Below are 6,536 nucleotides of genomic sequence, written 5' to 3' on the forward strand. Positions count from 1 at the left end.
CTTAGATTTCCGGCGTCTCGACGAGACCGGGCTCCGTGAGCTCCTTCTGCTTGTGGGCCTCGAGGTAGTCGCCGGTATCGAGGTTGGCGGGACCCTCGGGGCCGTCCACGAAGAAGGTCGCCCTCATCTCCAGATGGAGCGGACCGCAGAAGTGCTGACAGTAGATCTCGTACTCACCGGCGTAGTCGGCCACGAACTCGCTCATCACCGAGATGCCCCTGGGCGCTGTCAGGTTGGTCCTCAGGCCGTAGGGGCCGTAGATGGTGAGACCCATGATGACGTCGGGGTTCTTGGTGATGCCGGCCGCCTTGTCGATGTTGGTGACGATGAGCCTGACCTTGTCACCCTTGTTGACCCTGATGTTCCTCGGGACATAGCCGTAGCTGAAGGCCTTTATGTGGACCTCCTTCACGCCGTTCTTCTCGACGATGCCGGGCCTGGCCGTATCCCTCGGTATGAAGGCGACCTTGGCGCCGGCATGGTGGCGGGGATGGATGTCCTTCCGCTCACCCTTGACGATCTGACCGGCCTGCCCCATGTCCCACTGCTTGATCTTGTTGGCGAAGATGACCTTCGCGTTGTGGGGCTCTCCGTCGACGGGGATGATCTTGAGCGACTTTCCGTAGGTCGGGCTCTTGGGATCCACGTCGAGCATCTCGTGGTTGACGGGCCAGCGGATGCCGGTGGGGCTGAACAGTCCCGTCGAGAACTTGTTGAGCGCGAAGACGTACTTGTCGTCGGCGCTTATGGCTATGTGGCCTATCCTGTAGTGGATGGGGAACTCGTCGACGACCTGCAGCTTGTTGAGGTCCACCTTGACGACCGAGTCGGCGACGAAGCAGCTCTCGTAGGCGAAGTCACCGGCGTTGTCCATGACCGTGTGGAGAGGACCGGCGCCGGTCGGTATGACCTTCTTGACCTCGAGCTTCTTGGCGTCGATGATGGTCATCGTCGCCGAGAGCTTGTCGCTGACGAGCACCCAGCGTCCCGTGGGCTCGGTGTCCACGCCGTGGGGGTTCTTGCCGACCGGTATCTCCTTTACGAGCTTGAAGGGATTGGTCGTGAAGACACCCACCGTGGAGTGGTAGTAGTTGCCCGCGAAGACGTACTCCTTGTCGCTCTTGCCGGCCTTGCTCACGTCCAGGTAGTCGGGCGCGCTCGGCGCCGGACCCCAGTCGATGACCTGGGCCTTGCCGGTGGCTATGTCGATCTTGGCCATCTTGCCGGTGAGCTCACCGGTGGCGAAGAGGGTCTTGCCGTCCTGGCTCAGCGATATGTGATGCACGCCGAAGGGGAACGGCAGGGATATGAGCCTCTCGAGGGTACCGAGCTGCAGGTTGATGACGCCGATGGTGTTGGCGGCCTTGTCGTTGACGTAGAGGTACTTTCCGTCGGGCTTGAGGTTCTTGTTGCCCGCGTTGCTCGGTGCGCTGAAGACGGGCTCGTGGAGGTCCACGCCCACGCGGATGTGACGGTAGGTCCTCATGCTCGGGATGCCGAAGACCGCCACCTGCCCGTCAAGGCCGCCGGCATTGTACATGAGCTGCGAGTCCTTGAGAGGAGCGTCGTTGGGACTCGACTCGGTGACGTGCCAGTCCCTGCTGTCGGCCATGACCGCCTGCGGAGCGACAGCGAGCCCCGTTAGCGCGGCGGCGGCAAATATATAACTTAATACTCTCGTTCGCACGTTCTTTTCACCTCCTCGTACGTAATGTAGTGGTTAATATCTGGAGCGCCTCTTTTTCGGCAGTCTCACCTCCTTTTCCTTCCTATAACAAAACAGACAATAGCGGATAGCGCAAAGAATAGACCATAGACATACGCTTGTCAAGGAAAAAAGAGACGCCTTTTCCGCCACGGAGATGGGCACTTCGAGGGAGGGCGGATATTAAGGACAAAAGTGTCATATTATCTCGTACTGCTCGCGGTGGAAGAGGTCCACGCTCTTGACGACGACGCGCTTTCCGAAGCGCTCCTCGAGCTCGCCTATGACGGCCTCGTCGCCGAGGAGCCGCTCGGCCACGGCGGGATTGGCGTAGACCACCGCCTTGCGGCGCTTGGCGGGGAGTTCCTTGAGCAGGTCCCGGTATATCTCCATGACCACCGTCTCCTTGCCCTTTATGATGCCGTTGCCGTCGCAGTAGGGGCAGGGCTCGCAGAGCGACTGTCCCAGGCTCTCGCGCACCCGTTTGCGCGTCATCTCCACTATGCCCAGCTCCGATATCTTGAGTATGTTGCTGCGCGCCTTGTCGGCCTTCAGAAGCTCCTTGAGCAGGTTGTAGACCCGCTCGCGGTCGGACTGCTTGGCCATGTCGATGAAGTCGATGACGATGATGCCGCCGATGTTGCGCAGCCTCAGCTGGGTGACGATCTCGCGCACCGCCTCGAGGTTGGTCTTGACTATCGTCTCCTCCGAGTTGCGCCGGCCCACGTACTTGCCGGTGTTGACGTCGATGGCCGTCAGGGCCTCCATCTGATCGATGACGATGTGGCCGCCCGAGCGCAGCCACACGCGCTTGTTGAGGGCGTTCTCGAGCTCGATCTCGATGCCGAAGGCGTCGAATATGGAGTCCTTGCCCTCGTAGAGCTCGATGCGTCCCTTGAGGTTGGGCATGAACTCGGCTATGAAGCGGGCCGCCCGCTCGTACTCGGCCCGGTCGTCTATGAGGAAGCGGGAGACGTTGGCCGAGAAGCTGTCGCGCACGGTGCGCAGCGTCAGATCGAGCTCCTCGTAGAGGATCGACGGGTTCGGCCCGCGCTGCATCTTCCTCGTTATGCCCTTCCAGAGCTTGAGCAGGTAGTCCATGTCGGCCTTGACGTCGGCCTTGCGCATCCCCTCGCAGACGGTCCTTATGATGAAGCCCATCCCCTTGGGCCGCATGGAGGCCACGATCTCGCGCAGCCGCCTCCTCTCCTTGTCGTCCGCTATCCTGCGGGAGACGCCGAGCCTGTCGTAGGTGGGCATGAGCACCAGGTAGCGGCCCGGAAGCGAGACGTAGGACGTGACGCGCGCGCCCTTGGTCCCCATGGGCTCCTTGGCCACCTGCACCATCACCTCCTGGCCCTCCTTGAGCACGTCCTGTATCCTCGTCGGCGCGCCCTGGGAGCCGCCCCTTGCGCGCTCGCCCTCGCCCTCGACCTCCTCTATGTCGTCGAAGAAACTCTTGATGTCCGAGACATGGAGAAAGGCCGTCCTCTCAAGCCCTATCTCCACGAACGCCGCCTGCATGCCGGGCAGCACGCGCACCACCTTCCCCTTGTAGATGTTGCCCGTGATGCCGCGGTCCTTCTTCCTCTCCACGTAGAACTCGACGAGCCTCTTGTCCTCGAGCACGGCAAGCCGTGTCTCGAAGGGACAGGAGTTGACGAGCATCTCTATCTTCGGTTTCTTCATAGTCATGTCTCGGCTTCGCCGCTGGCGGCAAAAAGGAAATCAAAAAACATAACGAGGGCGCACCGCTGCCTTGTCGACAGGGAGGCGGAGACATGGATACGGGATGCGAACAGGGACCGGCGGCGGCGCGCGGTCTCCCGCGCGCCGCCGGACGGAGGTCGCCGGTCGGAAGGATTCGGTCGGGTCTAAAGCAGGGTCCCGGTCTTGACGACCGGCATCGCCGAGGCCCTTTCCACGGAGAGATGGAGGACGGCGGCGAGCACCTCGTGGGGCCGGACGCTCGCCCCGTCGCCGCACCTTATGGTCATCACGAGTTGCTCGTCCTCCACCGCTTCGAGCCGCATGACAAGGGGCCTGACATCGACCTCGCGGGTCTTGCTCCCCCTCTCAAGCAGCATCGACTTGCTCTTCATCTCCATGAAGTCCTTGACAAATCCGGCAAGTTCTTCCGACTCTATATCCAAGCCCTGCAGGCCTTCCTTCAAATGAACGCGGTACTCAAAGGCTTTGATCATAGCAGAGAGAGCCGGAGTTTGCAAGGGGATAACCCTGGCCATGGTGAACTCTATGCCCTCGGGCATCTCGGCGTTGAGCCTTGCGCAGAGCGAAGAGACGGCGACCGAGGCGTCGAGCTCCATGTCCACGTACTCGCAGAGGCTCTCCATGCCCACGGGCAGGGGGTTGGAGAAGGAGACCTTGGGGAGCGGATGGAAGCCCTTTGAGTAGCGAACCGGCAGGGCGGCCCTCCTGACGGCGCGGAGCACGGCGGCGACGAGCTCGAGATGGCTCAGAAAGCGCATGGGCCCCGTCTTCTTGAACCGCAGCCTTGCGCGCAGGGGCTCGCCCCCCTCCCTCGCGGGCCGCTGCCGCCGCCGCGGAGCGCCGCCGCGTTCTCCTGGCGCGGCGAGCACGTTTTTTACGGTCCTGAAGTCGCAGACGCCGCACATGGTGCAGCGCTCGGAGCGGCAGTCGGGCGTCTGCTCGACGGCGAGGGCCCTGTCGTACTCGTCGAGGAGGAAGTCCTTGTCTATGCCCGTGTCTATGTGGTCCCAGGGCAGTATCTCGTCCCTTGCGCGGCGGCGGGTGGTATAGAAGCTCCTGTCAACCCCCTCCTCGGCGAAGGCCTCTTCCCAGAGCTCCCAGCGCAGCTCGTCGCTCCAGCCGTCGAAGCGGCAGCCTTTCCTGAAGGCGCGCAGCACCACGGGAGCGAGCCTGCGGTCGCCCCGCGAAAAGACCCCCTCGAGCTCGCTCATGCGCGCATCGTGCCACCTGAAGTTGAGCCTGCGGCGGCGCACAAGGGCCCGAAGCCTCGCCTGCCTGTCGAGGCTCTCCGCCCTCGATACCTGGGGCTCCCACTGGAATGGGGTGAAGGGCTTGGGTATGAAGGTTGAGACGCTCACGTTTACCTGCGGGGCGCGCCCGCCCGTAACACGGCGGCCCGCCTCGCGCACCGCGCCGGCGAGAGCGGCTATGGCCTCGACGTCCTCGTCGCTCTCCGTGGGCAGCCCTATCATGAAGTAGAGTTTCACGGCCCGCCAGCCGAGCCTGAATATCTCCTGCGCCGACCGTATGAGATCGGCCTCGTCTATCCCCTTGTTTATGACCCTCCTGAGCCTGTCGGTGCCGGCCTCTGGGGCGAGCGTAAAGCCCGTCTTCCTCACCTTCTTGATCTCCGAGGCGAGCGCCGTCCCCAGCGTGCCCACCCGCAGCGAGGGCAGCGACAGCGCCACGCGCTCGCGCTCGAAGCCGCGCATGAGCGAGCACATCACCTCCTCCACGGCCGAGTAGTCGCCCGTGCTCAGCGACAGGAGCGAGACCTCGTCGTAGCCCGTGTTGTGGAGCGCCTCCCTTGCGATGCGCTCCACGAGCGCCGGGTCTCGCTCGCGCAGCGGCCTGTAGGTGTAGCCGGCCTGGCAGAAGCGGCACCCCCTTGTACATCCCCTGGCCACCTCGACGGCGAGCCTGTCGTGGACCGCCTGGGCGTAGGGGACGACGGGACGCACCGGGAGGGGCAGCGAGTTGAGGTCGGCCACCATGCGCCTTCTGACGCCGCAGCCCTCGCGCAGCGGCCTTATTTCGGCCACCGTGCCGTCGTCGTTGTATGAGACGTCGAAGAAGGAAGGGACGTAGACGCCCTCGATCTCCGCGAGCCTCTCGATGAGCCCGGCCCTGTCGGCCCCGCCCCTCTTTGCCTCCATGAGCGCGCGGGCCATCTCGACCACCGCCTCCTCGCCGTCGCCCACGAGGAAGGCGTCGAAAAAGGGGGCCATGGGCTCGGGATTGGCCGTGCAGGGGCCTCCGCCTATGACGAGCGGGTCACCTTCGCCCCTCTCGGCCGCAAGGAGCGCCACGCCGCCGAGCTCGAGCATGGCGAGCACGTTGGTGTATGAGAGCTCGTACTGGAGCGAGAAGCCGAGCACGTCGAGCTCCGAGAGCGGCACCGACGTCTCGAGCGTCGCAAGCGGCAGCCCCCTGCTCCTCAACTGCGCCTCCATGTCGGCCCAGGGAGTGAAGACCCGCTCGCAGGCCACCCCCTCCATGCCGTTCAGTATCTGGTAGAGGACCTGTATGCCCAGGTGGCTCATGGCCACCTCGTAGGCGTCGGGGAAGGCGAGCCCCACGCGCAGCTCCACCTCCGAGGGGTCCTTGCGCACGGCGTTGAGCTCCCGGTCTATGTACCTGCTCGGCCGCCTGACCCGGCGCAGTATGTCGTTCCACTCCCTCTCGTCCATAAGCAGGATAGTATAACACCCGAAGCCTCACCCTTACAAGCCGGTTTTTGCCGCCTGCGGAGCAAATTAGCGGGGTATCGAGCCGATCCCCCTGTCCCATCGTATGTTATTCGGATCTTCGGCTGTACCGGGGGGTTCGGCCCGCGCCAGGCGGGATTTTTACGCCTTTGCGGCCCGAACCCCCCGGCACAGCCCCCCCGAGTGAAAATTCTGGGGAAATTCTGGGGACAGGAAATTCTGGGGACACAATACTTAAGGAAACTCTGATTAATTACCCTGAGGGAACCTTTTTGTAAAAAGGTTCCCTCAGACTCCCTCCAAAAACTTTTAACGCCCTGCGGATCACCCCGATTTTGCAAGCAAAATCGGGGTGATCCGCAGGGAATTAAAAGTCTTTGAAGGGGGTCCGG

At 63.2% G+C, this 6,536-nt stretch carries 3 protein-coding genes; all 3 read right to left on the minus strand.

The features are described from left to right. Nucleotide 1 precedes the first annotated feature (1 nt). Nucleotides 2-1,612, minus strand: coding sequence for a hypothetical protein (locus tag ENJ37_04375; GenBank protein ID HHL39719.1), 1,611 nt, complete (start codon nucleotides 1,610-1,612; stop codon nucleotides 2-4). Nucleotides 1,613-1,903: 291 nt separating this feature from the next. Continuing rightward, complete coding sequence (locus ENJ37_04380) at nucleotides 1,904-3,394, minus strand: Rne/Rng family ribonuclease (GenBank protein ID HHL39720.1); 1,491 nt, start codon at nucleotides 3,392-3,394, stop codon at nucleotides 1,904-1,906. Between the two features lie 185 nt (nucleotides 3,395-3,579). Continuing rightward, nucleotides 3,580-6,126, minus strand: a complete 2,547-nt coding sequence (locus ENJ37_04385; protein HHL39721.1) for a TIGR03960 family B12-binding radical SAM protein — start codon at nucleotides 6,124-6,126, stop codon at nucleotides 3,580-3,582. Nucleotides 6,127-6,536 lie beyond the last annotated feature (410 nt).

This window comes from Deltaproteobacteria bacterium, assembly GCA_011375175.1.
GTDB lineage: Bacteria > Desulfobacterota > GWC2-55-46 > GWC2-55-46 > DRME01 > DRME01.